Here is a 22,901-nt window from a genome sequence, read left to right on the forward strand (position 1 = left end):
CCGCTCCGCGTTTTACATCGCGGTGACGGAATCCGTCGGAGCCTGTAACTGACCGTAGTGAACCTGGGGGCATGAGTGAGACGGAACGGGAACGATCCGCCTCGGGGTGGACGCTCAACAGGGAACTGCTCAACGTCGGCGCGATCATCGTCGCCGCCGGCATAGCCCATCTCGTCATGGGCCTGATCGGACATGAGAAGTACGGGCCGTTCATGCTCCTGCTGCTCGGCGGGGTGCTCGTCACGGCGGCGCTCGGTCACCGGTTCTACGAACACCGGCGCCATCGCCTCCCCGCGGGCAGGGAGTGTCTGAGGTGCGGGGCCGCGACGGGTGAGGGGGCATGACGCGGCATGGCCCGAGGGGAGGAGGACCCTTCACCACCGCCGGCCTCTCTTACACCTGTTCTAACCGATTCGGTCTAGATCGGGATCTTGAGAGATTTCCAGCTTAGGATTCCGGCGTGTCCGTGACTCCTGGGATTTACCGGTTCCTCGGCTGCCTTGTCGTTCTGGCCTCGGCGATCGTGCCGCTCCCCGCGCACGCCGCGGCCGCGCCCGTCGATACCGTGCTGCCCGGCACCAGGGTCACCGTACGGGAGGACGCCACGGACCCGCTCAGGGTGACCTCGTACTCCTTCGGAAAGACGACCTACCTGCGCAGGGGTGACGGGTTCACCCGGCAGGCCGCCTACCAGGAGATCACGGTCGCGCCGAAGGGGGGCAGCGCGCTGGCGGTGCCCACCTCCTACAAGAGCGGCTACGACTCGGTCGTCCTGCTCGACCTGGCGACCTCCAAGGGCACCAGGATCCGTACGGTGCGGAAACCGCTCGTCGCGCACTACGTGCACTGGAGCCGCGACGGCGGCAAGGCGGTGCTGACCACCGAGCGGAAGAGCGGCTCGGCGTGGGTGACCTCCGGGTTCGTGGTCGTCGACGTGTCCGCGAAGAGCGCCAAGACGGTGACCGTGGCCGATGTCGACAAGGCCGCGCGGTTCCGCTGGAGCTCCGACGGCACCGAGGTGGTGGCCGAGTACCAGGGCGGGGCCCGCTTCTACGGGCCGGACGGCACGATCCGCCGCACCCTGGCCAAGACCGGCAGGCCCGCCGGTGGTGAGGACGCCTTCACCCCCTCGGGCAAGGGCCTGATGACCTGGTGCCCGTCCAGCTACACCGAGCACGTCTGTGTCTGGGATCGCACCTCGGGCAGGCTCGCGGCCAAGGTGCCCGGCATCCGGCCGAAGGCCCTGTGGGGATGGTGGGACGAGAAGCACTTCATCGCGGTCATCCCCTCCGGGAACCACTACCAGGTGGTCCTGTCGACCCTCAAGGGCAAGACCACGCGGGTGCTGGCCGCCTTCTCCGCCGAGGACTGGAACAACAAGCTCTATCTCGGATACACCCGGAAATGACCCGTGCGGCCCGAGGGCGGGCTGGTCGGGTGCCGGGTTCTTCCGGGACGGCCGCCCCTGGGCGAGGAGGCGATCCGCGCGGTGGGACGTCTCACGGGCCTCGGGATCCCGCGGCGGAAACCGGGCGCCGGTGCCGTCCTCAGTAGAGCTCAGTGGAGCTCAGAGGTAGAGGCCGGTGCCGTTGTCGGTCTGCGGGGTGGCGATGGCGTGCAGGTCGCGCTCGCGCATGACCAGATAGATCTGGCTGTGGACCTCGACCTCGTACTGGTCCTCGGGGTTGAACAGGACCTTGTCGCCGACCTTGACCGCCCGGACGTTCTGGCCCGCGCCGCAGACCTCACCCCAGACAAGGCGGTTGGCCATCTTCACCGTCGCCGGGATGACGATGCCGGCCGTGCTGCGTCGTTCCTCTGACTCCTGCTCGACCTTGACCATGACGCGGTCGTGGAGCATCTGGATCTCGAACTTCGGGTCACCCACGTCATGAAGTTTATGGGAACGGCGGAGCCGCGCCTGCGTGTCCGTGGACTCGGCGGGGGGCGAAGGCCGGCCGGTGACCATATCGGTGCTGAAATCGCCTGCGAAGTAGGATCTCGCGGTATGACGTCCCCCCAGCTGGTAAGCGAATTTCTCGACTGGTACCTGGCGGAGAATCCCATCCATGCCGCCCTCGCGGGCGCGCCGGGGTACGACAGGACCCTCGGCGACTTCACCGAGGCCGGCATCCTGGCCAGGGAGCGGGAGGCGCGCCGCCGGCTGGAACGACTCCAGGAGGCCCAGGACGCCGGAGACTTCGAGGACGAGATCGACCGGGAACTCGTCATGTCCACGCTGCGCGGCGGGATCGCGTACGAGTCGTGGCCGCTCTGGCGGCGTGATCCGGCCGCCTACGTGGGCCCGATCTTCTCCTCGATGTTCAGCCCGTTCCTGCAGCGGCTCTCCGGTGAGGCCGAGCTGGTGGACGCGGCCGTCGCGCGGCTGGCCGAGGTGCCGGACGTCCTCGCCGCCTGCCGAGCCAACCTCGACCCCGCGCTGGCGGCCCCGCTGCTGGTCGAGCGGGGGCTGGGCCAGGCACGGACCGCTCGCCGCCTCCTCACCGGGACGGTCCCCGGCCAGGTGTCCGACGAGGCGCTGCGGGCCCGGCTGGCCGCGGCGGCCGAGCCCGCGGCGGCGGCCTTCGACGAGCTGGTGGAGTTCCTCGAAGGTTTCCGGGCGGAGGGCACCTGGCGGATGGGGGAGGAGCTCTACTCCACGCTGTTGCGCGAGCGGGAGATGCTCGGCTACGGCGCCGACGAGCTGCTCAGGCGGGGACAGGCCGCCTACGACGAGCTGGACGCGCGGATGCGCGAGGTCGCCGCCCGGCTGGACGGCGGCTCGGGCGACTGGCACGCGGTCATCACCGAGCTTCAGGACGACCACGCGCCGACGCTGGAGGACATGCGGGCCGAGTACGAGGCCGAGACGGAGCGGGCCAGGAGGTTCGTCCGCGAGCGCGGCCTGGTGACCTTCGCCGAGGGCGAGGAGTGCCTGGTCGTCCCGTCGCCCGAGTTCCAGCGGCCCATCCTCGCGGTCGCCTCCTACCTGTCGCCGCCGCCGCTGTCGACCTCCAGGATCGGGCACTTCTTCGTGCCCTTCACTCCGTCCTCCTTCACCGAGGAGCAGGTCCGCCAGCGGCTGCGCACCAACGCCAGGGCCCAGATGCCCTCCATCGCGGTCCACGAGGCGTACCCCGGTCACCACTGGCACCTGTCCTGGATGGCGGGCAACCCGCGCCGGGCCCGCAGGCTGTTCCGCACCCCGTACTTCGCCGAGGGCTGGGGTCTGTACGTCGAGAAGCTCATGCACGAGCAGGGCTACTTCACCACTCCCGCCCAGGAGCTCGCCCACCTGGACTTCCGGCTCTTCCGGGCGGCCCGCATCGTCGTGGACACCTCACTGCACTGCGGTGACATGACGATCGAGCAGGCCGAGGAGTTCATGACCACGAGGTCCTCGCTCACCCCCGGCACGGCCAAGGGGGAGGTCGACCGCTACTGCGCGTGGCCCACCCAGGCACCCTCCTACCTGACGGGGGCCCTGGAGATCGACCGCATCCGTGACGACTACCTGGCCGCGGGCCGCGGTGACCTGCGCGCCTTCCACGACACGCTGGCGGGTTCCGGCGGTCTCCCGCTGGGCCTGGCCCGCCGGGTCGCGCTGGAGTCCTAGCCCTGGGAGGGAGTCCGCCGCCTCCAGGGTGCGGTCCCGCGCCTATGTCCTGGCGGGAGCGCGGCGGCGGGTCTCGGGGACGATCAGCGGGGTGCCGCTCTGCGGGTCCTCGATGATCTCGCAGCGTAGCTCGAAGACCTCCCGTACCAGGTCGGCCGTGACGATCGTGGAGGGGTCGCCCTCGGCGACGATCCGGCCGTCGCGCATCACGATCAGGTGGGTGGCGTAGCGGCAGGCCTGGTTCAGGTCGTGCAGCACGGCGACCAGGGTCCTGCCCCGCTCGTGCAGGTCGGCGCAGAGGTCGAGCACCTCGATCTGGTGGGCGATGTCCAGGAAGGTGGTCGGCTCGTCGAGCAGCAGGATCGGGGTCTCCTGGGCCAGCGCCATGGCCAGCCAGACGCGCTGGCGCTGGCCGCCGGAGAGCTCGTCCACGCAGCGGTCGGCCAGCTCGGTCACGTCCGTCGACTCCATGGCCGCCGCCACCGCGGCCTCGTCCTCGCGGGACCACTGGCGCATCATCCGCTGGTGCGGGTAGCGGCCCCGGCCCACCAGGTCGGCGACCGTGATGCCGTCGGGCACGATCGAACTCTGCGGCAGCAGGCCCAGCCTGCGCGCCACCTCCTTGGAGGGCAGCGAGGTGATCACGGATCCGTCCAGGTGGACCGCCCCCGCGCGGGGCTTGAGCATCCGGGCCAGGGCGCGCAGCATCGTGGACTTGCCGCACGCGTTGGGGCCGATGATCACGGTGAACGACCCGTCGGGGATCGTGACGTCCAGGTCTCTGGCCACCACGCGCTTGTCGTAGCAGAGGGTCAGGCCGGTGCCGTACAGTCTCAACGTCGTTTCCTCTCGGCCGTGGCCACGACGTCCCTACTCACCGAGTGCCCCTTCCCGTCGACACAACTAAGGTAAGGCTAATCTAATAGATTAGCCATTTAGGTAAGCCTATCCTTTAGAAAGGGAAATGTCCCTGGCGGGAATTCATGGTCGCCGGCCTCGGCCTCGTGTTCGCCCTCGCCGCGTGCGGGAGCGGAGCCGAGACGGCAGACCTGGTAGGCCTACGAGGTGGAGCGGCCGGGGATCAGGCGTAGGCGCCGCGGACCTCGATGATGTCGGCCAGCGGGAACTCCAGGTAGTCGCCCGCCTCCTCGCACCACGCGTCGAGCACGCCGCTGCGCAGCTCGCCGTGGCTGACGGTGGCGGTCAGGCCGTCGGTCAGCGTGATCGCCGCCCGCACGCCCCGATCGACGACGAAGCCGAGCAGCGACTGCTGGGCGGTCGGCAGGCGGGAGGCCATGCGGCCGATGACCGCCCAGGTCCTGCCGCCGGACTGGGCGGCCTGGCCCTCGGCGACGAGCAGGCGCTGGGCGTGCTCGCGAGGGTCCGGCGGTGGCTCCACCAGCGGGTACGGGGGCTGTTCGAACTCGGCCACCCTGCCCCCGGGCAGCAGGATCAGCCGCCCGTTCCGCGGCTCCTCGACACGGGCCCTGCGGATGGTGATCTCCCCGGTGTCCTCGATGGGCACCGGCGCGTAGCCGTTCTCCCGCAGCGCCGCCAGGGTCCTGTCGGCGGGCATCGCGCTGGCCAGCACGGTCGGGGCGAGCAGCCGCAGGCCCAGCCTGCCCAGCCGCCGGTGCCCGGCGATCTCGGCCAGCAGCACCGGGTCGGAGGCCTGCACGATGCAGGCGACGGTGGTCACCGTGACCTCGCCGTGCCGCCTGGCCACGTCGTGAATCAGGTACTCGAGGGGCTGCGGCACCCTGCCCACCTCGGCGAGGTCCGTCAGCAGACCCTCGGCGGTGTAGCCGGTGTCCATGGCCCGGCGCACGCTGGCCGGGGTGAACCGCCAGACCGAGGCCGCGCCGCGCGACTCGCGCTCGGCGGCCCGGTCGAGCAGTTCGGCGAGCTCGCCGGCGGGCGGGCCGGTGACCACCGCGGTGAGGTCGGCGCCGAAGAGCGCGCTCCGCCGCACGCTGGCCAGCGCCCTGGTGGAGCACTCGACCAGCACGGGGTCGTTCTCCACCAGGGGCGCGGAGTCGTCGATCTCGTCGCCGGGGAAGGCGTCCAGCCCGGCCATCGCGCGGCCGAGGTCGGTGATCGTGTCGAGGGCGACCAGCCCGAGCATCCGGGCCTCCGCCAGCACGGCGGGAGCGCACTCGGCCAGCAGCGACCGGTCCAGCAGCGGGGCGTGCCAGTACGCGGACTCGACCAGCCCGGCCAGGTCGACGCACGCGGTGCTGGCGGGCAGGCGGGCCAGCACGCCGAGCACCGCCCGCCGGGCGCGGGCGACCATGGCCCCGGCGGGATCGTCGCCGAGCACCGTGCCGTACTTGCCGTCGACCTTCCGGAGCGACGAGCGCTCCATCCGCCACCACGCCGACAGCAGCACCCTGAGCCTGGCGGCCGCGTCGTCCAGCCGCCAGCGGTCGAACTTCTCGGTGGGCACCAGCCCGCCGGCGGAGTCGTCCCAGGCCAGCAGCCGGGCCACCGCGCAGACCTCCAGCAGCAGCCGGGTCTCGTCCTCGTCGCAGCCGGTGTCCTTGGCCACCCGCCGGACCTCGCGCACACCCACCCCGCCGGCCTTGAGCAGCGGCAGCGGGAACTTCGCGGTGTTCTCCAGCATGGCGGCGCAGCGCTCCACCACGTGTGGCGCGGCCAGGGTCATCAGGTGGTCGACGGCCTCGGGGTCGACGGGGAGCGTGGCGAGGTCGGGCGGGACGGGGGTGAAGGGCGGGTGGTAGTCGGGGCCGCGCAGCGCGAGCGCCACCTCACGGGGCATCTCGGCCACATTCCAGCTGGGGCGGAAGAGCAGCCCGTGATCGGCGGCCCACTTCTCGGGAGACCCCGGCACCACGAACTCGCCGCCGTCCACGTCGCGGACAGGACCGTCCCAGGCGAACTCCTCAAGCAGCCGCCGCGCGCCCTCGGGAGCCTTCTCCAGCAGCGCGGTCACCCGGTGGGAGTCGGAGAGGATCTCGGTGACCCTGGCGACCGTACGCCGCTTCGGGCCGTGCGGCAGGCCCAGGGTCCTGGCCAGCGCGCGTAGCGCGTCGGCGCTGACCGTCCAGGAGTTCAGGTAGTCGGGGAGCGGTTCACCGAGCCCGCAGGGGGCGGTCCACCACCGGGCGAGCCCCTCGGCCACCCGGATACGGCCCTCACTGTCCGGCCACGCCAGAGCGTGGTCGAACAGCAGGTCGAGCCAGGGCGCCACCTCGGCCTCGGGCACGTCCATGAACCGGGCCACCGTCTCCGGCCCGGCCTGCTCGCCGAGGGTCAGTGCGGCCTGCGCCACCTCCAGGGAGGGCAGCGGCAGGCCGCGCATGACCTCCATCACCGCGAACCCGTTGCCCAGTCGCTGCGCCAGGGTGTCCAGGCGGCGCGGCCACGGCGGGGCGATGGCGTCCGGCCGGTTGGCCAGAACTCGGGCGAGCCGTTCTTCGTCGAGGGTTTTCAACCAGCCGAGCAGGTGATCGTCCATCTCGCAGCTCTCTCAGGAATCTCGCGCGGGGACTCTCCGTGAGCCATAAACATCCACGGTAATGCAGAGGGCATCGCTGACGGCATCTACCGCGCAGAATGCGACGCGTTATATGAGGTCTCCATCCGGTTCTAACCGGTCCCGGGGCCACCGAGAGGGAGGAGCGGTGGCCCCGGGACCGATTGGCGCCCTTGAGGGGAAGAGGCGGCGCCGTCCGGAAGAGGTCGGTGGAGGTGGTGAAGGAGCGGGGTGGGGAACGGACGCGCGGGTGGGCGTTCGTGGGTCTACGGGCGGTCGAGGGGGGCGGGATCCTCACGAAGGCCGGTCCGCAGGACGGCCCAGACAATCTTGCCGTACGGGGCCAGCGGTGCCCAGCCCCAGCGGAGGCTCAGTGACTCGACGATGTGCAGTCCGAGGCCGCCGATGTCGAGTGGCGAAGGATCGCGGAGCGCGGGGAAGCCGGCTCCCGGGTCGTTGAGCGTGCAGGTGACCAGATTGCCCCGCCGGATCAGGGAGAGCCGGATCGGCTCCCTGGCGCGTGACTCGGCGAGCCGGAGGCCGTGTCTGAGGGCGTTGGTCGCCAGTTCCGAGACGACCAGCTCCATGTTCTCGCCCAGCTCGCCGAGGTTCCAGCCGGTGAGGGTGCCCGTCGCGAAGCTGCGGGCGGAGTGGACGGACTCGGCGTGTGGCGGGAGCACGAAGGTGGCGCTGGCCATGACTGCCGGGGATCCGGGGAGAAGATCGCGCGCGGAGTCGGGCCACCAGCCTGCGGGGGGCCACCAGTCGAGGGCCGTCCATGACGTTGACGCTCGGGGGGGCGCGGTTTGGGCGGACTGCACAGTCGCAATCATGGTGCAAACTCCCGTGCAGGTGCAAGAGCGAATGCACGTGCATAAGGTGTGTGCAACCGCTACCGTTACCGGTGATTGGGTAATTTTGGACGAAAGGGGATCTTGATCGTGGCCAGGGATTCTTCGGCCGCGAAGTGACAGACTGTCGATCAGGAAAGCGAGCGAGGAGCATCACGTGTCCATGGATCCGCCCGGTACCGGTTCCACTGTCCGGCGCATCATGCTCGGCGCGAGTCTGCGCCGGCTGCGTGAGGAGAAGGGGCTCGCCCGTGAGGTGGCGGGATTTCACATCCGTGCCTCAGAGTCCAAGATCAGCCGTATGGAACTCGGCCGCGTCGGCTTCAAGACGCGTGACGTGGAAGACCTGCTCACCCTGTACGGCGTGCTCGACGACGCAGAACGGCGCGGCCTGCTGGAGATGGTCCGCGAGGCGAACACCCCCGGCTGGTGGCACAAGTACGGCGACCTGTTGCCGAACTGGTTCACCACCTACGTGGGGCTGGAGGAGGCGACGAACATGATCCGCACCTACGAGGTGCAGTTCATTCCCGGCCTGCTGCAGACATCCGCCTACGCGCGCACCGTGATCCGGTTGGGCTACCCGGACGTGCCGGAGGCGGAGATCGAGCGTCGTGTGCATATGCGCATGCAGCGGCAGGATCGCTTAACGAAGAAGGACGGCCCTCGGTTGTGGGCGGTCATCGACGAGGCGGCCCTGAGGCGTCCCATCGGAGGTAAGGAGACGATGCGTGAGCAGATCCAGCACCTGCTGGAAGTGGCCACGCTTCCCAACATCACCCTCCAGGTGATGCCCTTCCGATTCGGCATGCACGCGGCCGAGGGTGGTGCGTTCAGCATCTTGCGGTTTCCCGAGTCCGACCTGTCGGACGTCGTCTATGTCGAGCAGCTCTGGGGTGCCCTCTACCTGGACAAACGTGAGGACATCGATCCATACCTCACGGCCATGGAGCAGTTGTGCGTGGAAAGCACCACGCCCGGGGGCACCGCCGAGATCCTCGGCGACCTTCTCAGAGAGATGTAAATGGAGCAGACCTACAACGGCATGCCGGCCACTGACCTTGCCGGGGCCAGCTGGCGCAAGAGCCGCTACAGCAACTCGACGGGTAACTGCGTCGAGCTTGCCGAACTTTCGGATGGCAGCATCGCGGTCCGAAACTCGCGTTTTCCCGAGGGGCCTGCCCTGATCTACACCAGGGACGAGATCCGTGCCCTGGTGCTCGGGGTGAAGGATGGGGAGTTCGACGGTTTAACGGTGTAACACCGTTTTTACCTCAAGGCCGCCGGGTTAACCGAGCCGCGCCGGTCGTGTAACCGGGAGAGTGGAACGGCACGGAAGAGTTTGAGATCACAGTGATTGGGGGCTCAAGCCGTGCTCGACCAGATGACCTTGTACCCGGTGGCCGACGACGTGCTGTTCGCGCCAGGCGGGCGCGTCGTAATCCGCACTTACGGCGTCGCCTCGGCGGCAACGGGGGAGGGTGCGTCCACTCCGGTGTCCTACCGCACATGGGTCACCGGAGTGCGCGACCAGCCACGTTACTGGCGCTGGGGTCACTTCGAGGACGCCTGCCAGGGGCACCGCCGGGTCCTCGAATGGCTGACGGGGCGAGGTCCGCAGCCCGCCGCGGCGGCCGCCTGACCGAGGTCCTCACGTTGTACGGCGTGATCCTCCTCAACTAGTGTTCAACCAAGCATTCGCTTGGGTTGAGGAGGCGCTTACCGTGCGGCGAGGCATCTACCTGATCGAAGAGGTCGACTTCCGGCCGATGAACTCCCGCAGGCCGCTGGAGTACCTCACCTGGCTCACCCGCTACAAGAAGGAAGACGAGGCCCTCGACACCCCGGAACTGACCCGGGGACTGTCGATCAGATCCAGGGACATCGACCTGGTGGGCGCCTTCTACGCCGTCGGCATCACCGGCCACCCTCAGTTCAAGGCGGTCACGCTCTGGGACTGCCACGGCGGCTGGGACGGCGGCTGGCGGCAGATGATGAACATCTACGACGGCGTCGACGGCAGGCTTTTCCTCTCCGACATCGACGACCTGCGTTTTTCCGCCTTCTCCCGGCCACTGGGCGCCGTGCGCGGCAGCCCGGCCCTCGCCGACATCACCGCCGAGGGCTACGCGGCCCCGTTCTACCTGTTCGAGAGCGCCCAGGTGCGGCCCGGGGCCGCGCTGGACTACCTCGACGCCGTCCGTGAGGAGCGCGCGCCCGTTCTCGCCGACCACGGCCACCGCCCGATCGGTCTGTACGAGGTCCTGTTCTGCGACACCGAGGTCGTCACCGTCTGGGGCATGACGCTGGACGACCACCTGGCGCTCCAGCGGTCCAGGGACGCGGCGCTCGGCCTGGACGACGAGGTGGAGCCGGACGCCCGGCTGCTCGACTGGAGCAGCCGGGCCAGGGAGTTTCTGGCGGGCCCGTGGCGGGAGACCCTGCTGGCGCCCTTCCCCGGCTCCCGCCTTGCCCCGATCCAGGCCGACCTCCGGTGAGGAGGAGGGGCTGTCACGGTGGAAAGGGGGATCCAAGGGGTCAGACGGGCGCGTTCCAGGTGAGGACGACCGGCTCGTCGCGCTCGAAGCCGAGCCGGGAGTAGGTGCCGGTGTCCAGGCGGAACAGGCGGCCGTCGGTCGGCGGCAGGCCGAGCCAGCGGGCGCACAGCACCCGCAGGTAGTGCCCGTGGGCGACCAGGACCACGTCGCCGTCCGCGGCCAGGGCTCGGGCGATCACCCGGTCGGCGCGGGCGCCGACCTGCTCCGCGCTCTCGCCGGGGTGCTCGGCGTCGCCGGGGACGACGCCGTCGCGCCACAGGTACCAGCCGGGGCGCCTCTCGCGGATCTCCAGGGTGGTGATGCCCTCGTAGCCGCCGTAGTCCCATTCCCACAGGTCGGGATCTGTCTCGTAGTCCTTGATTCCGGCGAGCTCGGCGGTGTCCCCGGCGCGCCGGGCCGGACTGACCAGGACGAGGCCGAACGCCCGGTCCGAGATCAGCGGGGCCAGTGCCCGCGCCTGGTCCTCGCCTCTGACGGTCAGTCGTAGATCGGTGCGCCCGGTGTGCCGGCCGTCTCGGCTCCACTCGGTCTCGCCGTGCCGCAGCAGAATCATCTGGTCCATGATGCCCAATCATGCCGCCGGCTGTCCGTCGCGCACGCCCCGGAGCTCCGGGACCCCGAAGCGTCGCGGGTCAGCGCCCCGCGAGCTCCTCGGCGACCGGGACGAAGGCGTCCAGGTCACGTTCGTGGTGGAGTACGAAATAGGACAGGTCGTGGGTGTCGCGCCAGTGGCGGAGCTTGTCGACGATGTCCTGGCGGGTGCCGAGCAGCACCTGCGGAGTCTCGTCCTGCCGGGAGGAGTCGGCGGCGCTCCACGGCTCGTCCCGCTTGCGGACGCCGAGCTGCTGCACGCTGGTGCCGAGCTCGATCCGGTCGTAGCGGCCGACCGCGGCCCGCCGTACCAGGTCGATCTTGGCGAGGAAGGCGTCCAGACCGCCGTCCGCGCCGTCGGGGCCGGTGCCGTCGGCGCGTACCCGCATGCCGAGGTTGATCACGTCGGCCTCGCGGGCGGCCAGCCCGAGCATGCGCGGGCCGCCGCCGCCGAGCAACAGCCGAGGATGGGGGCGGCTCAGGGGCTTGGGGGTCTGGTCCAGGGCGGTGATCCGGTAGTGCCTGCCGTGGAAGGTGAAGGGGCCGTCCGCCCACAGGCCCTTGAGCACGGTGATCGCCTCGGCCAGCCGGTCCACCCTGACCCCCGGCGGCTCGAACGCCAGCCCGGCACCGGCGTAGTCGGCGGCCAGCCAGCCGGTGCCGAGGCCCAGCTCCAGGCGGCCCTCGGAGAGCAGGTCGACGGTGGCGGCCTCCTTGGCGAGCACCGCGGGGTGGCGGAAGTCGTTGGCGAACACCAGCGTGCCGACCCGCAGGCGGCTGGTGGCGCACGCCGCCGCGGTCATCGCCGCGACCGGCGCGAAGCGGGGACCGACCAGATGGTCGGGGACGAGCAGCACGTCGAAGCCCGAGCCCTCCAGGCGGCGTGCTTTGTCGGCCCAGGCCCTGGCCGAGCCGGCTTCGCGGATCACGGCGGCGAACCGGAACGGGCGATCCATCGGCATCCCCTCTGTTCGACCAAGCGCTTGCTAAGCATAGATGTGCCGTCCGGGCCCGGAAAGGCGGCTGTTATTACCAAGCGCTTGCTTTAGTGAGTGTGAGGTTCGACACTGAGGCAATGGCTGACGACAACCTGGTCCGCGAGGTGACCGACGACGAGGTCGCCTTCTTCGCGGACAACGGCTGGGTAAGGCTGCCACGCCTGGTCGAAGGCGGCTACGTGGCCCTGCTCCGGGACCGTGCCCGGGAACACCTCGCCGAGCGCTCGCGGGTGGTCACCTCCAAGGTCGACCAGGCGTTCGGCCAGTCCAGGGACATCGCCGAGACCGACGAGCACTTCCGGGACCTGGCCTTCGCCCCGGCTCTCGGCCGCGGCGCCACCCGGCTGCTGCACAGGGTGGCCGGGGTACGGATCCAGGTGACCAACCTGCTGATCAAGGAGCCGGACGGCGGGCACGGCGCCACCGAGTTCCACCAGGACTTCCCGTGGATGCCGATGGACCGCTCGGCCATGCTCACCGTCTGGCTGGCCCTGGTGGACGTGCCCGCGGACATGGGCTCGCTCCGGTTCCTGTGCGGTTCCCACCGGTACGGCCTGCTGGGCCGCTCCTTCGCCAGGGACGGTGACGACCAGCTCAGCCAGCACCCGTGGCTGAAGGAGCTGGAGATCTCACCGCCGCTGGACCTCGCGGCCGGGGACGCGACGGTGCACCACGCGCTGACCGTCCACGGGGCGGCCGCCAACCGCAGGGACGGCGCCAGGTTGTCGTTCACGGTCACCTACTTCGACGCGGACGCGCTCTACACCGGGACGCCGTACGGGCAGACCGACGGCCTGGGGCTGGTCGTCAACCAGCCGTTCGAACACCCGAGGTTCCCGGTCGTCGCGCACGCGTGAACGGGGCGGCGACGAGCGAGGAGTGGTGACCAGGTATGAGTGACGGATCTGTCCGGAGTGTCGAGACGGTCGCCGGCCCCATCGAGGACCCGGGCGCGACGCTCATGCACGAGCACGTCTTCGGGCTCAGCCCGGAGATCCTGTGGAACTGGCCGGACATCCCCGAGGGCTGGGACCTCGAAGCGCGTGCCCAGGAGGCCGCGGCCAAGCTGAACGACCTGAAACGGCACGGCATCGACACGGTGGTCGACCTGACCGTGGTCGGCCTGGGCCGCTACGTGCCCGCGGTGCAACGGGTGGCCGAGCTGACCGAGGTCAACATCGTGGTCGCCACCGGCCTCTACACCTACGACGCGCTCCCGCCCTACTTCGGCAACCGCGGGCCGGGCTCGCTGTTCGGCGGCGCCGACCGGCTGGCCGAGTTCTTCGTCAGGGACATCACCGAGGGGATCGGCCGTACCGGGGTGAAGGCCGGCGTCCTCAAGTGCGCCACCGACCACCTCGGCATGACCGCCAACTGTGAGCGGGTCTTCCGCGCGGTCGCCGAGGCGCACCTGGAGACCGGGGTGCCGATCTCCACCCACTCGCACAGCGCCTCGGGCGGCGGCCTGGCGCAGCAGAGGCTGCTGGCCCGGCTGGGCGTGGACCTCTCCAGGGTCGTCATCGGGCATGCCGGAGACACAACAGACGTCACCTACCTGGAAGAACTCATCGCGAACGGCTCATACCTGGGCATGGACAGGTTCGGTATCGAGACGATCAGCTCGTTCGAGAACCGGGTGGCGATCGTCGCCGAACTCGCCGCGCGCGGCCACGCGGACCGGATGGTGCTGTCCCATGACTCCTACTGCTTCAACGACCGCTTCGACGCCGACGTCGTACGGCGACGACACCCCAACTACCACCTGCTGCACATCTCCAGGGAGGTACTGCCCGAGCTCCGCAGGCGAGGCGTCACCTCCGAGCAGATCGACCTGATGCTCATCGCCAACCCCCGTCGGATCCTCGCCCGGCGCGAGCCGTACCGAGAGGCAGGTCATGATTACCGCTGAGGACTTCGACGTCAGCGCGGCCTGGCACGTCGCCGCGCCCTACGACTTCCTGCGCAGACTCCGCGACGAGCGTCCGGTGTTCTACAGCGAGCACCTGGGCGCCTACGTCATCAGCCGGCACGAGGACGTGCGCGCCGCCTACGGCGATCCCCGGCGCTTCTCCTCCGAGGGCTCGCTGACGATCTCCCGCAGCCTCGCCGACGAGACCAGGCGGGTGCTGGGCGAGCACGGCTCGTTCCTGTCCAGCTTCGTGGCCAACGTCGACCCGCCCACCCACACCCGGCTGCGCCGCTCGGTCTCGCGCGCCTTCACCCCGCGCGCCGTCGCCGCGATGGAACAGCGCTTCCGCGACCTGAACGAGGAGGTGCTCGACCGGGTGATCCCGAGTGGCGGGGGAGATCTGGTCGCGGAGATCGCGCACGTGCCCTCGGTCAAGCTCACCGCCCGCTTCATCGGCGTCCCCGAGGAGGGCGAGGCCTTCGTCAAGGAGCACGTGAAGGACTGGTTCCAGCTCTTCCTGTCGCCGCAGCCGCCCGAGCGCCAGCTGGTGCTGGCGACGAGCTTCCTGACCTACCTCGACTACGTCGACAAGCTGGTCGCCTCCCGCGCCGCCGCGCCGCGCGACGACTTCGTCTCGCTGATGACCTCGCTGATCGGCACCGAGCTGTCGCACCGCGAGGTCGTCGAGCTGATCTCCACGATCCTGCTCGGCGGCAACGACACCGTACCCAACCAGCTTGGCAACAGCGTGTTCAGGCTGCTGCGCGAGGAGATCTGGCCGGTGCCGCCCGAGCTGGTGCAGAACGCGGTGGAGGAGTGCATGCGCATCGACGGTGCCAGCCTCGGCTCCTTCCGGTACGCCGCCGTCGATGTGGAGATGCACGGCGTGACCATCCCGAAGGGCTCGCTCTGCCTGCTCTCCACCGACTCCGCGGCCCACGACGAGCGCGTATTCGACGAGCCGGACGAGTTCCGGATCGACCGTGGCAACGCCGACGCGCACATGACGCTCGGCTACGGCATCCATTTCTGCGTGGGGGCCGCGCTCGGCCGCCTGCAGCTCCGTACCGCGCTGAAGGTGCTGGGGCGCCGTCTCCCGGGGCTCCGCCTGGCATCCGGCGGACCGCCGGTCACCTACCGCACGTCGCTGGTCGGGCGGGGCCTGACCGCGCTGAACGTGGAATGGTGACGCGCTTCGACCTCGGGCGGCGGAGCCGGACGACGTGGCGGCGCCGGTCGCGTTCCTCGCCTCGGATGAGGCGCGGTGCGTGACCGGCCAGACGATCGTGGCCTACAGCGGGACGACGGCGCACCGTCCGGAGCACGCGATCAGGGCCTGGGAGCGTGCGAAACTGGATCCGTGACGTTATCTGTGGGTCTGGTAGGTGCCGGACCGTGGGCCGAGATGGTGCACGCGCCAATGTTGGCGGCTGGTCCGAACACACGTCTGGCGGGGGTGTGGGCCCGTCGCCCCGAGGCCGCGGCCAGGTTCGGTGCTCCGGTCTTCGAGCGGATCGATGAACTCTTCGACAACTGCGAGGCGGTCGCGTTCTCGGTGCCGCCCGCCGTCCAGGCGGAGCTCGGCGTGCTCGCCGCCAAGGCGGGCAAGGCACTGCTGCTGGAGAAACCGCTCGCCGCCGATCTGGACGGCGCACGGCGGCTGGCCGAGGCGGTCGCCGAGGCGGGCGTGGCCTCGCAGATGGTCCTCACCTGGCGTTACTCGCCCGCCACCCGGGCCTTCCTGGCCAGGGTCTCGGCCATCGAGCCGTTCGGCGGCCGGGCGGCCAACATCTCGGGGGCGATGCTCGGCGGGGCCTTCGCCACCTCCTGGCGACTGGAGCGCGGCGCGATCCTCGACGTCGGCCCGCACATGATCGACATGTTGGACGCCGCGCTCGGCAGGGTCGTCGGGGTCCGCGCCCACGGCAACCCGCTGGGCTGGGTCGGCCTGCTGCTGGAGCACGAGACCGGCGCGGTCAGCGAGGCGTCGCTGTGCATGAGCGTGCCGGGTGAGAGCCCGCCCTCCGACGTCGAGATCTACGGCCGCCTCGGCCGGGAGACCATGGACGACACCCGGCTGGGCTCCGACGTCTTCTCCCTCATGCTCATGGAGTTCGAGCGGACCGTGCGGCGCGGTGGCGGCCACCCCCTGGACGCCGCGCACGGCCTGCGCCTGCAGGAGATCATCGCCGCCGCCGAGGAGCAGCTCGGCTGAGAGGCGGCATGGAGGCTGTTCGGGGGAGTTGATAGCGTTCGTCCAACGCGTGGTGTGAGCGAAGTCCGGTGTGAGTCCGGCGCTGTCCCGCAACTGTCATGGCCCCTCGTGGGTCGAGCCAGGTCGCCTCCGCCGCGTCGTCGACGCCGACCCTCGTGGAAAAGGGTGACCCGTCCTTGTCTGGGTCCCTCGGTTCCGGTAACTGAAAGGACCTCCCTTGAGGCCCGTACGCAGCGCCCTCGCCGGTGCCCTGCTCGCCGCACTGACCCTCGCCGGATGCGGCCAGACCTCCCCCGCGACCTCGCCTACCACCGCCTCCGCGAGCGCCGCCGCGACTCCCTCGGCGGCGGGCTTCCCCGTCACCGTCGAGGCGGGCAACGGCTCCGTCACCATCGAGAGCAGGCCCGAGCGGGTCGTCTCGCTCTCGCCCGCCGCCACCGAGAGCCTGTTCGCGATCGGCGCGGGAGCACAGGTCATCGCGGTGGACGACCAGTCCAACCACCCCGCGGAAGCGCCGAAGAGCGAGCTTTCCGGTTTCAAGCCGAACGTTGAGGCGATCATCGCCCAGAAGCCGGACCTGGTCGTGCTCTCCAATGACATCGACGGCATCGTGGCCGCGCTGGGCAAGGTCGGCGTACCGGTGCTGCTGGAGCCCGCCGCCACCGAACTCGACGAGACCTACGACCAGATCACCGACCTCGGTGCCGCCACCGGCAACGGCGAGCGGGCCACCGAACTCGCCGCGCAGATGAAGAAGCAGATCGACGAGCTCGCCGCCGCCGCACCGAAGGACGCGAAGCTCACCTACTACCACGAGCTGGACGTCACCCCCTACGCGGCGACCTCCACCACCTTCATCGGCCAGATCTACGGGCTGTTCGGCCTGACCAACATCGCCGACAAGGCCCCCGACGCGGCGGGTGGCTACCCCAAGCTCTCCGCCGAGTTCGTCGCGCAGGCCGACCCCGACCTCGTCTTCCTGGCCGACACCAAGTGCTGCGGCCAGTCGAAGGACACCCTCGCCAAGCGTCCGGGCTGGTCCAAGCTGTCGGCCATCAAGAACGACCAGGTCATCCTCCTCGACGACGACATCGCCTCCCGCTGGGGGCCGCGCGTCGTGGACCTCGCCAAGCAGGTCGGCGAGGCCGTTCAGAAGGCCGCGGCCAGCTAGTTGACAGATCTCCCCCGCTCCTTGGGCGTCCCCGGCGGCGGCACGGACGGGCCGCCCCGCGACTCCGGCACCCCGAAGGCGGGCAACGCCACCTCGGCACCGTCCCGTACCCGGCCGGAACCGTCTCCTCCTGACGCGGCCACTCCGGCCACGGGTACGTCGGGGCCGCCCCGTCCGGGCACCGACATGCCGGAACCGTCTCCTGCCGGTGCCGTCTCCGGTACCGGTACCTCGGGGCCGTCCCGCCTGGGGGCCGGGAAGGAGCCGTTCCCGCCCGGCGCCGGTGCGGCTCGGAAGGCCGGTGTCGCGGGCGGGCAGGCGGCCCGGCTCAGCCCGGCGGTGACGGTCGCGGCCGTGGCCCTGCTCCTGGCGAGCATGCTCGCCGGGCTGCTGGTCGGTGCCGCGGACATCGCGCCGCGCAGTGTGCTGCTCCAACTGCTCGACTGGCTGCCGTTCGTCTCGGCCGACTCCGGGCTGGCCCCGGTCGAACTGAGCCTGCTGGCCGAGATACGGCTGCCCAGGGTCCTGCTCGCCGCGATCGTCGGCGGCCTGCTGGCCGTCGCGGGAGCCGGCTACCAGGGAGTCTTCCGCAACCCGCTGGCCGACCCCTACCTGCTGGGAGCCGCGGCGGGCGCCGGTCTGGCGACCACGGCGGCGATCGTCCTCACCAAGGGCGACGGCGAGGCGATCGGCATCCCCGCCGCGGCCTTCGTCGGCGCCGTCGGCGGCGTCCTGCTCGCCTACGCGCTGGGCAACGCGGCGGGCCGGGGCGGCGGCACCGCCACGCTGGTCCTCGCGGGCGTGGCGGTCACCTCCTTCCTCACCGCCATCCAGACGTTCCTGCAGCAGCTCAGGGTGGAGGAGCTCCAGCGCATCTACGCCTGGATCCTCGGCAACGTCGGCGGCGGCTGGAGTCAGGTCACGCTGGTGGCCCCGTACGCGGTCGTCTCGGTGACGGTCATGCTGCTGCACGGCAGGCTGCTCGACGTGCTCTCGGTCGGTGACGACGAGGCGGTCACCCTCGGCCTGAACGCCGCCAGGGTCCGCCTCGTCGTGCTGTTCGCCGCCTCCCTGGCCACTGCGGCGGCCGTCGCGGTCAGCGGGCTGATCGGCTTTGTCGGCATCGTCGTGCCGCACGTGGTCCGCCGCCTGACCGGTTCCTCGTACCGGGTCGTGCTGCCGATCTCGCTGATCGCCGGGGCCGCCTTCCTGGTCCTCGCCGACCTGATCGCCAGGACCGTGCTCGCCCCGGCCGAGCTGCCCATCGGAGTGGTGACCGCCTTCTTCGGCGCGCCGTTCTTCGTGGCGGTGCTGCGGATGACCCGCCGGGTGGAGACGTGAGCACCCCGGCCCGCGTGTACGGCGCGGATGGAGAGCGCGCGACCGCACCGGTACGCGCGTCTGGGAGGTACGCGACCGCCCCGTGCCAGCCGGCCGGTGAGCACGAGACCGCGGCCCGCGCGGATGGAGAGCACGTGACCGCGGCCTGCGTGCCGCGCGGTGGGGAGGTCCGGTGAGCCGTCTCACGGTGAACGACCTGTCGGTGGTGCTGGACCGGCGGACCGTGCTGTCCGGCGTCGGGCTCGACGTCAGGAACGGCGGCTGGCTGGCCGTCATCGGCGCCAACGGCGCGGGCAAGTCCACACTGCTGCGCGCCCTGGCCGGGGTGCTGCCCTGCGAGGGCGAGGTGCTCGTCGACGACGTGCCGATCAGACGGCTGCGGCCCAGGGGCCGGGCCAGGCTGCTGGCCTACGCCCCGCAGTCTCCAGCGCTGCCGGTCGACATGACGGTGTTCGACTACGCCCTGCTCGGGCGTACCCCGTACATCCCCTACCTGGGCCGCGAGGGCCGTCGCGACCGCGAGGTGACCGCGTCGGTGCTGGAGCGGCTGGACCTGTCGCCCCTCGCCGGCCGGCGGCTCGGCCATCTGTCCGGCGGCGAGCGCCAGCGCGTGGTGCTCGCCAGGGCGCTGACCCAGCAGGCCCCGGTGCTCCTGCTCGACGAGCCCACCACCGCCCTCGACCTGGGACATCAGCAGCAGGTGCTGGAGCTCGTGGACCGGCTCCGGCTGGCCGACGGACTAACCGTCATCACGACATTGCATGATTTGAGCCTGGCCGGCCAGTACGCTGACTCGATGATGTTGCTCTCGGGCGGCCGGGTGGCCGCCTCCGGCACCCCGGCCGAGGTGCTGACCGGAGAGCTGATCGGCGAGCACTTCGAGGCCCGCGTCCGCGTCGCCACCGGCCCCGGTGGCAGGCCCGAGGTCCACCTGGAGCGTCCTTGACCGGGCCCGAGATTCCGCGAGGTTCGTCCGGAGGGCTTTTGCGTGGAGCCGAGGTTCCTCCAGGTGTTCCCGAGCGGGTGCGGAGTTCGTCCGAAGAGTTTCTGGGCGCTTCGGATGTTCCCGGGCAGGTCCGAGGTTCGTCCGGAGGGCGGGTGAGTGGGTCCGAGGTTCAGGCGGACGCATTCGATCGGCTCCGAGGTTCGCACGGGGTCTCCCTGAGGCTGAGCCATCGCCAGGAGGACGGGGCCCGGCTGGCCTCGCTGCTCTGGGAGTTCGGTCCCGGGTGGCGGGCGATCTCCTCGGCCATGGTCGGCGGCGGCATCGGCCCGGTCGCCTGGGCGCTCAACGCGCAGGTGGTCGGTGGATACTCGCGGATGGACCCGGTGGAGCACCTGCTGGAACTCGCCCCGCCCGGCCCCGGGGTCGGCATGCTCACCGCCGCCTCCGTCGACCACTTCACCCGGGCCGCCGACGGGGGAGTGGAGGTCATGGCCACCGTCGGCCTGCGCGTCCCCACCTGGGCCGCCGCCCCCGAAGGCGTCCCGGACCCCGAGTTGGCCCCCATGTACCTGCCGGGAACGATCAACATCGTCGTCGCCGTACCGGTCGCGATGAGCGACGCCGCCCTGGTCAACACGGTCATGACGGTGACCGAGGCCAAGACCCAGGCCCTGCTGGAGGTCGGTTTCCCCGGCACCGGGACCGCCTCCGACGCCGTCTGCGTGGCGGTCCCCGAGCACGGCCCGGAGGAACTCTTCGGCGGCCCCCGCTCCACCTGGGGCGCCCGCATCGCCCGCGCCGTCCACACCGCCGTCCGCGCGGGCGCCCAGCAGTGGGCAAATCGTGATGTGTTGACTACCTAAAGTAATGGAACTACGGGAAGTAGCATGTGAGCGAGGGCGAGACTCCCGATACTGAGCAGGTGACCACGATGGCAACAACGGAGCCGACGACCAAGCGGACGGTTCTCCAAGGAGAGCCGCCGTTCACTGTCGACGACCTGCTCAAGTTTCCCGACGACGGGAACCGCTATGAGCTCTTCAACGGGAGCCTGTTGGTGAGTCCCTCTCCTATCCCCCTGCATCAGCGTGCGATCGCTCGCCTTCTCGTAATTCTCGAAGGCGTCGCACCACCTGAGTTCGAGCCACTGCCGGATGTCAACCTCCGGGCGAGTGACCGCGATTTCTTCATCCCCGACCTCGTCGTGGTGCGGACAAAGACCGTCGACGAGACGCAGTTGATGTTCGCGCCACGCGACATCCTCCTCGCCGTCGAGGTGGTCAGTCCGAGCACCCAGGCGCGAGACCGCCACCTCAAAAGGGCCGCCTACGCCGCCGCGGGCATTCCCCTGTATTGGCGGATCGAGTTGTCCAAAGGCCCGTCCGTCCATGTCCACGAGCTCGCCGGTGACGAGTACAAACCCGCCGAAAGACACGAGGCGGGAGAGGTCGCGAACCTGCTCGCGCCGTTCGAGGTCTCCTTCGACCCCATCGTGCTCACCCGGCCACGCGGGTAGCCCCGCCGTCTGGGGGCAGGGTGACGCCGTAGTCGGCGAGGGCGCCGTGCGGGGTGACGCGGCCGGTGTCGAGGTCGGCGAGGACCTCCTCGACGGGACGTTCATACGGGGAGCCGATGCCGCCGCCGCCGGTCGTCTCGATCACGAACGCCTCGCCCGTGCTGAACCGGACGTTGTTCACCTTGGAGTCGAGGCGTTCCAGCGAGCCGTCCGCGCGCCGCAGGTAGAAGCCGCCGAGCCGGCCGGGCAGGCCGCCGGAGCGTCCGGGCGGGGCGTTGCGCAGCCGGTCGCCCCGGGTGGTGACGTGGGCGTCGGCCAGGAAGCGGATCACCGTGCGGGAGCCGAGGCCGCCCCGATGCCTGCCGGGGCCGCCGGAGTCGGGGACGGTCTCCACCGACTCCACGATGAGCGGGCAGCGGGTCTCGACCGGCTCGACCTGGGGTACCGAGTTGCGGCCGATGCCGAAGTGCACGCCGGTCGCATCCGGGCCGTCCTTGCCCTGCCGGGCGCCGACCCCGCCGAAGTCGTACGACAGGTGGATCCAGTACGGCGCCCCGACGGCCGCGATGGAGAAGGGCTGCAGGATGCCGCTCGCCGCGATGGCGCGTTCGGGCATCGCGTCCGACAGCGCCTGGAAGACGGCCTCCATCGCCGCGTAGATGGGTACGAACCGGCCACCGCACGGATAGGGCGAGCGGGCGTTGAGCAGCGAGCCGGGTGGCAGCCGCACCTCGATCGCCCGCAGGCAGCCGTCGTTCATCGCGATGGACGGGTCCAGGAAGCAGCGCATCGCGAACACGGCGGCGGCCAGCGACTGCGACGAGGAGGAGTTGATCGCCGCGGGGACCTGGGGGTCGGTGCCGTCGAAGTCGAGCACGGCTCCCGCACCGGGGGCCAGGGTGACCGCGACCCTGACGGTGTGCGAGACGGTGAGGTCGATGCCGTCGTCGTCGATCGGGTAGGACGCCTCGTAGCGCCCGGCGGGCAGGGCGAGAAGGGCCGCGCGGGTCAGTGTCTCGGTGTGGTCGAGATAGTCGTCGATCCCCCGGGCGAGTCCGGCCGGGCCGTACTCGCCGACCAGCGCCTCGACCCTGGCCGCGGCGACCGCGGTGCCCGCGACGAGCGCGCGCACATCGCCCATGACCTTGTCAGGGGTGCGGCTGTTGGCCCGCAGGATCGCCTCGATCGCCGGTTCCACGCCGCGCGCGGTGGCCAGCAGGACCGGGGGGAGTTGCAGGCCCTCAAGGAAGACGTCGGTGGCGAGCGGGGCCATGCCGCCCGCGGACAGGCCGCCGAGGTCCGAGACGTGGATCATCGTCGCGGTGAAGTAGGCGGGCTCGCCGGCGACGAAGACCGGCCGGTAGACGAGCAGGTCGTTGGTGTGCACCCCACCCCGGTAGGCGTCGTTGAGCACGAACACGTCACCGGGCCGCATGGTGGGAGCCGGGATGTCCTTCAGTAGTTCGGGCAGTGCGACCTTCAGCGCCATGCTGTTCATGAGCGTGGTCGCCATCGACTGCGCGACCAGGCGCCCACTCGCGTCGAGGATCGCCGCCGAGGCGTCGGACCCCTCGACGATGAACGTCGAGTAGGCCGAGCGCACCACCACGATGCTCGCCTCCTCGGCCGCCACCACCAGCGCGTTCCGCAGCACCTCCGCGGTCAGCGGCTCCGCCGTCAACCGACTCGCCCC

General features: G+C 70.6%; 25 protein-coding genes. 17 read left to right on the forward strand and 8 right to left on the reverse strand.

Annotated elements, in window-relative coordinates; translation table 11 throughout:
- Positions 1-71: 71 nt before the first annotated feature.
- Both ACQP0P_RS14975 and ACQP0P_RS14980 read left to right on the forward strand, forming a co-directional pair.
- Entirely contained in the window at positions 72-344 is a 273-nt protein-coding gene (locus ACQP0P_RS14975) for a hypothetical protein (protein ID WP_433376494.1), read from the forward strand.
- A gap of 116 nt (positions 345-460) precedes the next feature.
- Positions 461-1,408, forward strand: coding sequence for a hypothetical protein (locus ACQP0P_RS14980; RefSeq protein WP_433376497.1), 948 nt, complete (start codon positions 461-463; stop codon positions 1,406-1,408).
- Between the two features lie 159 nt (positions 1,409-1,567).
- Here ACQP0P_RS14980 and ACQP0P_RS14985 read toward each other — a convergent pair whose 3' ends face one another.
- Entirely contained in the window at positions 1,568-1,888 is a 321-nt protein-coding gene (locus tag ACQP0P_RS14985; RefSeq protein ID WP_350915035.1) for a GroES family chaperonin, read from the reverse strand.
- Between the two features lie 120 nt (positions 1,889-2,008).
- Here ACQP0P_RS14985 and ACQP0P_RS14990 point away from each other — a divergent pair, with 120 nt between their 5' ends.
- Positions 2,009-3,616, forward strand: coding sequence for a DUF885 domain-containing protein (locus ACQP0P_RS14990; RefSeq protein WP_433376501.1), 1,608 nt, complete (start codon positions 2,009-2,011; stop codon positions 3,614-3,616).
- A gap of 42 nt (positions 3,617-3,658) precedes the next feature.
- Here the strand turns inward: ACQP0P_RS14990 and ACQP0P_RS14995 are convergent, their stop codons facing one another.
- The 3 genes from ACQP0P_RS14995 to ACQP0P_RS15005 form a co-directional block, all read right to left on the reverse strand.
- Positions 3,659-4,453: an ABC transporter ATP-binding protein gene (locus ACQP0P_RS14995; protein ID WP_433376504.1), complete on the reverse strand. Its 795-nt coding sequence runs from the start codon at positions 4,451-4,453 to the stop codon at positions 3,659-3,661.
- Between the two features lie 244 nt (positions 4,454-4,697).
- Positions 4,698-7,094, reverse strand: a complete 2,397-nt coding sequence (locus ACQP0P_RS15000) for a helicase-associated domain-containing protein (protein ID WP_433376507.1) — start codon at positions 7,092-7,094, stop codon at positions 4,698-4,700.
- 284 nt (positions 7,095-7,378) lie between these two features.
- Positions 7,379-7,810: an ATP-binding protein gene (locus ACQP0P_RS15005; protein WP_350915019.1), complete on the reverse strand. Its 432-nt coding sequence runs from the start codon at positions 7,808-7,810 to the stop codon at positions 7,379-7,381.
- Between the two features lie 316 nt (positions 7,811-8,126).
- On the opposite strand from ACQP0P_RS15005, the gene ACQP0P_RS15010 reads away from it, so the two are divergent.
- From ACQP0P_RS15010 to ACQP0P_RS15025, 4 genes are all read left to right on the forward strand, one after another.
- The gene (locus ACQP0P_RS15010; protein WP_433381878.1) at positions 8,127-8,987 is read left to right on the forward strand and encodes a helix-turn-helix domain-containing protein; all 861 of its coding nucleotides are present in this window, start codon (positions 8,127-8,129) and stop codon (positions 8,985-8,987) included.
- Positions 8,988-9,224: a DUF397 domain-containing protein gene (locus tag ACQP0P_RS15015; RefSeq protein ID WP_030921376.1), complete on the forward strand. Its 237-nt coding sequence runs from the start codon at positions 8,988-8,990 to the stop codon at positions 9,222-9,224.
- 123 nt (positions 9,225-9,347) lie between these two features.
- Positions 9,348-9,605 carry a hypothetical protein gene (locus ACQP0P_RS15020; protein WP_433376512.1) on the forward strand — a complete coding sequence of 86 codons (258 nt, stop codon included), beginning with the start codon at positions 9,348-9,350 and terminating at the stop codon, positions 9,603-9,605.
- Positions 9,606-9,687: 82 nt separating this feature from the next.
- A complete protein-coding gene (locus ACQP0P_RS15025; RefSeq protein WP_433376515.1) occupies positions 9,688-10,461 on the forward strand; it encodes a hypothetical protein in 774 nt (257 codons plus the stop codon).
- A 40-nt stretch (positions 10,462-10,501) separates the two neighbouring features.
- Here ACQP0P_RS15025 and ACQP0P_RS15030 read toward each other — a convergent pair whose 3' ends face one another.
- Positions 10,502-11,083: a histidine phosphatase family protein gene (locus tag ACQP0P_RS15030; protein WP_433376518.1), complete on the reverse strand. Its 582-nt coding sequence runs from the start codon at positions 11,081-11,083 to the stop codon at positions 10,502-10,504.
- A gap of 70 nt (positions 11,084-11,153) precedes the next feature.
- Positions 11,154-12,068: a TIGR03621 family F420-dependent LLM class oxidoreductase gene (locus tag ACQP0P_RS15035; RefSeq protein WP_433376521.1), complete on the reverse strand. Its 915-nt coding sequence runs from the start codon at positions 12,066-12,068 to the stop codon at positions 11,154-11,156.
- A 119-nt stretch (positions 12,069-12,187) separates the two neighbouring features.
- On the opposite strand from ACQP0P_RS15035, the gene ACQP0P_RS15040 reads away from it, so the two are divergent.
- The 6 genes from ACQP0P_RS15040 (at position 12,188) to ACQP0P_RS15065 (ending at position 17,405) form a co-directional block, all read left to right on the forward strand.
- Positions 12,188-12,967 (forward strand): phytanoyl-CoA dioxygenase family protein, encoded by a 780-nt coding sequence (locus ACQP0P_RS15040; protein WP_433376524.1) that lies wholly within the window; start codon positions 12,188-12,190, stop codon positions 12,965-12,967.
- Positions 12,968-13,002: 35 nt separating this feature from the next.
- Entirely contained in the window at positions 13,003-14,019 is a 1,017-nt protein-coding gene (locus ACQP0P_RS15045; RefSeq protein ID WP_433376527.1) for a phosphotriesterase family protein, read from the forward strand.
- Positions 14,006-15,208 carry a cytochrome P450 gene (locus ACQP0P_RS15050; RefSeq protein WP_433376530.1) on the forward strand — a complete coding sequence of 401 codons (1,203 nt, stop codon included), beginning with the start codon at positions 14,006-14,008 and terminating at the stop codon, positions 15,206-15,208. The genes ACQP0P_RS15045 and ACQP0P_RS15050 overlap by 14 nt, the downstream gene beginning before the upstream one ends.
- Before the next feature lie 34 nt (positions 15,209-15,242).
- Positions 15,243-15,383, forward strand: a complete 141-nt coding sequence (locus ACQP0P_RS15055; protein ID WP_433376533.1) for a hypothetical protein — start codon at positions 15,243-15,245, stop codon at positions 15,381-15,383.
- Between the two features lie 56 nt (positions 15,384-15,439).
- Positions 15,440-16,234 (forward strand): Gfo/Idh/MocA family protein, encoded by a 795-nt coding sequence (locus ACQP0P_RS15060; RefSeq protein WP_433376536.1) that lies wholly within the window; start codon positions 15,440-15,442, stop codon positions 16,232-16,234.
- A 217-nt stretch (positions 16,235-16,451) separates the two neighbouring features.
- On the forward strand, positions 16,452-17,405 hold the full coding sequence (locus tag ACQP0P_RS15065; RefSeq protein WP_433376540.1) for an ABC transporter substrate-binding protein: 954 nt from the start codon (positions 16,452-16,454) through the stop codon (positions 17,403-17,405).
- On the opposite strand, the gene ACQP0P_RS15070 is transcribed toward ACQP0P_RS15065, so the two are convergent.
- Entirely contained in the window at positions 17,402-17,593 is a 192-nt protein-coding gene (locus tag ACQP0P_RS15070) for a hypothetical protein (RefSeq protein WP_433376543.1), read from the reverse strand. The two genes, ACQP0P_RS15065 and ACQP0P_RS15070, sit on opposite strands and share 4 nt — an antisense overlap.
- Positions 17,594-17,780: 187 nt before the next feature.
- Between ACQP0P_RS15070 and ACQP0P_RS15075 the strand changes: the two genes are divergently transcribed.
- The 4 genes from ACQP0P_RS15075 to ACQP0P_RS15090 all read left to right on the forward strand — a co-directional run bounded on the left by ACQP0P_RS15075 (position 17,781) and on the right by ACQP0P_RS15090 (position 21,208).
- Positions 17,781-18,746 (forward strand): FecCD family ABC transporter permease, encoded by a 966-nt coding sequence (locus ACQP0P_RS15075; RefSeq protein WP_433381881.1) that lies wholly within the window; start codon positions 17,781-17,783, stop codon positions 18,744-18,746.
- A 172-nt stretch (positions 18,747-18,918) separates the two neighbouring features.
- A complete protein-coding gene (locus tag ACQP0P_RS15080) occupies positions 18,919-19,692 on the forward strand; it encodes an ABC transporter ATP-binding protein (RefSeq protein WP_433376546.1) in 774 nt (257 codons plus the stop codon).
- Between the two features lie 215 nt (positions 19,693-19,907).
- Positions 19,908-20,555 (forward strand): adenosylcobinamide amidohydrolase, encoded by a 648-nt coding sequence (locus ACQP0P_RS15085; protein ID WP_433381884.1) that lies wholly within the window; start codon positions 19,908-19,910, stop codon positions 20,553-20,555.
- 68 nt (positions 20,556-20,623) lie between these two features.
- Positions 20,624-21,208, forward strand: coding sequence for a Uma2 family endonuclease (locus tag ACQP0P_RS15090; RefSeq protein ID WP_433376549.1), 585 nt, complete (start codon positions 20,624-20,626; stop codon positions 21,206-21,208).
- On the opposite strand, the gene ACQP0P_RS15095 is transcribed toward ACQP0P_RS15090, so the two are convergent.
- Positions 21,189-22,889 (reverse strand): hydantoinase B/oxoprolinase family protein, encoded by a 1,701-nt coding sequence (locus ACQP0P_RS15095; RefSeq protein ID WP_433376552.1) that lies wholly within the window; start codon positions 22,887-22,889, stop codon positions 21,189-21,191. The two genes, ACQP0P_RS15090 and ACQP0P_RS15095, sit on opposite strands and share 20 nt — an antisense overlap.
- Between the last annotated feature and the right edge of the window lie 12 nt (positions 22,890-22,901).

It is taken from the genome of Streptosporangium sp. CA-115845, assembly GCF_050943795.1.
Lineage (GTDB): Bacteria > Actinomycetota > Actinomycetes > Streptosporangiales > Streptosporangiaceae > Streptosporangium.

Excerpts from the sequence above, each read along its gene's own strand:
- ACQP0P_RS14975 (WP_433376494.1), top strand. The coding sequence starts at position 72 with ATGAGTGAGACGGAACGGGAACGATCCGCCTCGGGGTGGACGCTCAAC.
- ACQP0P_RS14990 (WP_433376501.1), top strand. The coding sequence starts at position 2,009 with ATGACGTCCCCCCAGCTGGTAAGCGAATTTCTCGACTGGTACCTGGCG.
- ACQP0P_RS15000 (WP_433376507.1), bottom strand. The coding sequence starts at position 7,094 with ATGGACGATCACCTGCTCGGCTGGTTGAAAACCCTCGACGAAGAACGG.
- ACQP0P_RS15005 (WP_350915019.1), bottom strand. The coding sequence starts at position 7,810 with ATGGCCAGCGCCACCTTCGTGCTCCCGCCACACGCCGAGTCCGTCCAC.
- ACQP0P_RS15010 (WP_433381878.1), top strand. The coding sequence starts at position 8,127 with ATGGATCCGCCCGGTACCGGTTCCACTGTCCGGCGCATCATGCTCGGC.
- ACQP0P_RS15015 (WP_030921376.1), top strand. The coding sequence starts at position 8,988 with ATGGAGCAGACCTACAACGGCATGCCGGCCACTGACCTTGCCGGGGCC.
- ACQP0P_RS15020 (WP_433376512.1), top strand. The coding sequence starts at position 9,348 with ATGACCTTGTACCCGGTGGCCGACGACGTGCTGTTCGCGCCAGGCGGG.
- ACQP0P_RS15030 (WP_433376518.1), bottom strand. The coding sequence starts at position 11,083 with ATGGACCAGATGATTCTGCTGCGGCACGGCGAGACCGAGTGGAGCCGA.
- ACQP0P_RS15035 (WP_433376521.1), bottom strand. The coding sequence starts at position 12,068 with ATGGATCGCCCGTTCCGGTTCGCCGCCGTGATCCGCGAAGCCGGCTCG.
- ACQP0P_RS15040 (WP_433376524.1), top strand. The coding sequence starts at position 12,188 with ATGGCTGACGACAACCTGGTCCGCGAGGTGACCGACGACGAGGTCGCC.
- ACQP0P_RS15045 (WP_433376527.1), top strand. The coding sequence starts at position 13,003 with ATGAGTGACGGATCTGTCCGGAGTGTCGAGACGGTCGCCGGCCCCATC.
- ACQP0P_RS15050 (WP_433376530.1), top strand. The coding sequence starts at position 14,006 with ATGATTACCGCTGAGGACTTCGACGTCAGCGCGGCCTGGCACGTCGCC.
- ACQP0P_RS15060 (WP_433376536.1), top strand. The coding sequence starts at position 15,440 with ATGTTGGCGGCTGGTCCGAACACACGTCTGGCGGGGGTGTGGGCCCGT.
- ACQP0P_RS15070 (WP_433376543.1), bottom strand. The coding sequence starts at position 17,593 with ATGTCGGTGCCCGGACGGGGCGGCCCCGACGTACCCGTGGCCGGAGTG.
- ACQP0P_RS15075 (WP_433381881.1), top strand. The coding sequence starts at position 17,781 with ATGCTCGCCGGGCTGCTGGTCGGTGCCGCGGACATCGCGCCGCGCAGT.
- ACQP0P_RS15090 (WP_433376549.1), top strand. The coding sequence starts at position 20,624 with ATGGCAACAACGGAGCCGACGACCAAGCGGACGGTTCTCCAAGGAGAG.